The sequence below is a fragment of the Corallococcus sp. CA053C genome, from assembly GCF_003611675.1.
Classification (GTDB): Bacteria; Myxococcota; Myxococcia; order Myxococcales; family Myxococcaceae; genus Corallococcus.
The window spans coordinates 1-2,437 of sequence record NZ_RAWA01000698.1 but is presented as its reverse complement, the minus strand read 5'-3'; the positions used below and the strand labels follow the sequence as shown (position 1 = coordinate 2,437).

The 2,437-nt window shown below is 69.0% G+C and carries 2 protein-coding genes; one reads left to right on the top strand and one right to left on the bottom strand.

Features of this window, described 5'->3' with window-relative positions:
* Positions 1 to 389 precede the first annotated feature (389 nt).
* Positions 390 to 1,916 (top strand): cellulose synthase family protein, encoded by a 1,527-nt coding sequence (locus D7V97_RS42280; protein ID WP_120616174.1) that lies wholly within the window; start codon positions 390 to 392, stop codon positions 1,914 to 1,916.
* 95 nt (positions 1,917 to 2,011) lie between these two features.
* Here the strand turns inward: D7V97_RS42280 and D7V97_RS42275 are convergent.
* The coding region (locus tag D7V97_RS42275) for a hypothetical protein (RefSeq protein WP_233583597.1) at positions 2,012 to 2,437 on the bottom strand (426 nt) is incomplete at its 5' end.

The window sequence follows — 2,437 nt, the reverse complement described above, 5'->3', positions numbered from 1 at the left end:
ACGCAGGACCTAGCGGGCGGCCCCCATCCCCCTGCGCGCCGCCCGCTAGGTCCTGCGTCTCACGGCGCACCCGGGAAGTCTTCCGGCGGGAGGCCCTGTCGCCTCCCGGGATCGCCCTGACGCAGGGAAGGAGGGGATGGCGGATTGCGTCAAAGCAGCCGTTCTCAACCTGCCGAAACCGGGGAATAGTTTGACACGACCCGGGTGCCTCCCTATTGTCCGGCCGCGATCAGTAGTCGGATGGTCAAAGCCCTGTTATTTCGGGCACATACGGGGCGGGGCTCAGCGGACCCAGGAGGCGGCGGTCAGCGTGAGCGGTCGGTCGGCATGCCGCCACGTCTGGTAGGACCGCTGGCGACAGGGCCAGCGGGAGGGGCTGAGCGTCACCGATGACCACCGTCGAGATCATCTTCCTGGCTGTCTACTTCAGCCTGCTGAGCGTGCTGGGGGTCTATGGATCCCACCGGTATCGCATGGCGTTCCTGTACTACCGCCACAAGTTCAAGCTGCCCACTCCGAATGGCACGCTCAAGGCGTTGCCCCGGGTGACCATCCAGCTGCCCATCTTCAACGAGATGTACGTGGTGGAGCGCCTGGTGGAGTCGGTGTGTCGCATCGACTACCCGCGGGAGCTGTTGGAGATCCAGGTGCTGGACGACTCGACGGACGAGACGTGCGGCATCGCGCGTGCGTGCGTGGAGCGCCACCGGCAGAAGGGTCACGACATCGTCTACATCCACCGCGTCAACCGCCAGGGCTTCAAGGCGGGCGCGCTGGAGAACGGCCTGAAGCTGGCCACGGGCGAGTACGTCGCCGTCTTCGACGCGGACTTCGTCCCGAGCCCCGACTTCCTGATGCGCACGGTGCCCTTCTTCGCGGACGCGAAGGTGGGCATGGTGCAGGTGCGCTGGGGCCACCTGAACCGTGAGTACTCCATCCTCACGCAGGCCCAGAGCATCTTCCTGGACGGCCACTTCATCATCGAGCACACGGCGCGCAACCGGGCCGGCTGCTTCTTCAACTTCAACGGCACCGCGGGCATCTGGCGCCGCGGCACCATCTCCGACGCGGGCGGCTGGCAGCACGACACGCTCACGGAGGACCTGGACCTGAGCTACCGCGCGCAGTTGAAGGGCTGGCAGTTCGTGTTCCTGCCCGAGGTCATCTCCCCGGCCGAGGTGCCGGTGGACATGAACGCCTTCAAGAGCCAGCAGCACCGCTGGGCCAAGGGCTCCATCCAGACTGCGAAGAAGCTGCTCCCCACCATCCTCAAGAGCGACCTGCCGCTCCTGGTGAAGCGCGAGGCCTTCTTCCACCTCACCAACAACATGGCGTACCTGCTGATGGTGCTCCTGTCCGTGCTGATGCCCATCAGCATGGTGGTGCGCTTCCAGCACGGCCTGTACGGCACGCTGTTCCTGGACCTGCCCTTCTTCATCACCGCGACGGCCAGCGTCTGCGTCTTCTACGTGGCCGCCCAGCGCGAGCGCGGCGCCACGGGCTGGGAGCGCTTCAAGTACCTGCCCTTCCTGATGAGCCTGGGTATTGGCCTGGCCATCAACAACGCGAAGGCCGTGGGCGAGGCGCTGCTCAACCAGCAGTCCGGCTTCGCGCGCACGCCGAAGACGGGCGCCGAGGGCAAGAGCGTCAAGGCGCCGGTGAAGAAGAGCTACCGCGGCAGCAAGACGCTGATGCCGGTGGTGGAGCTGCTCTTCGCCGCGTACTTCACCGGGGCGCTGTGGTTCGCCATCGACGCGCGCATCTACACGTCGGTGCCCTTCATCGTCCTGTTCCAGGCGGGCTTCCTGTACGTGGGCGTGTCCAGCCTGCTGCAGGGCTTCGTCGGCCGGGTGAAGGTGGCGGAGGCCACGCCGGCCGTGAGTTCCACCGAGGAGCAGCCGCGCCAGGCGGCCTGAAGTCCCTCCCCGACAGGTCCCTGCAGTGCCTCGCGCCGCCGCTTCCTCCCCGACCTACCGGGGCGGAGGGGCGGCGCGGTGCTTGGGGCCGGAGCCTAGAGGCCCGCGTCGGGCGCGCCGCGCAGCAGCACCTGCTCCTGGCGCACCGGGGCCGGGCCGGAGGGCGCGGCGTGGCAGCCTTCGTCGATGGCGGTGCTGGACGCGGCGCGCAGGGTGAGGCCGGCGTCGGTGCAGGCCACCGCCTCCGTGGGGAAGGCCACGGGGCAGGGCGTTCCGGAACCGGTGAAGCCCGTGGCGTGCGTCTCGCCCACGAAGCCGTCCGGGGTGCGGCGCAGGACGATGCCCACCGAGCCCGCGTCCGGAGACTCCACGCCGCCGTCCGCCCAGGCGCGCACCACCGCCAGTGTCAGCGTGCCGCCGTCGTCCTGGCCCAGGTAGCGGAAGGCCGGGTTCTGCGCGTGGTGGTAGTCGCCCGCCTGGTTGCGCTCGCAGCCGGGCGGCACGCGGATGGGGGGCGGGGC

Excerpts from the sequence above, each read along its gene's own strand:
- D7V97_RS42280 (WP_120616174.1), top strand. The coding sequence starts at position 390 with ATGACCACCGTCGAGATCATCTTCCTGGCTGTCTACTTCAGCCTGCTG.